Genomic DNA, 214 nt, shown 5'->3' on the forward strand with positions numbered 1-214 from the left:
CGATGGAACGGCCTCCGTTTTCCTGCTCTCACGTAGGCAAACGTCGATCCGCACGTCGGGAGTAGTCGAAGAATTCGACTCGGCCTTCGACGCGGCTGAAGCCCTCAAACCGGGGCGTATCGACTCGGTCGTCGGCGCACTGCCCTTCTCTCCGGAGACGCCGGCCGCTCTCACGGCGCCACTGCGTTTCACGCGGGTTCGCGGTGATCTATAT

General features: G+C 63.1%; 1 pseudogene. It reads left to right on the forward strand.

Annotated features, from left to right (window positions below):
• A pseudogene (locus QM716_RS29200) lies at positions 1–214 on the forward strand (isochorismate synthase); the annotation flags it as partial.

This window comes from Rhodococcus sp. IEGM 1409, from assembly GCF_030056735.1.
GTDB lineage: Bacteria > Actinomycetota > Actinomycetes > Mycobacteriales > Mycobacteriaceae > Rhodococcus_F.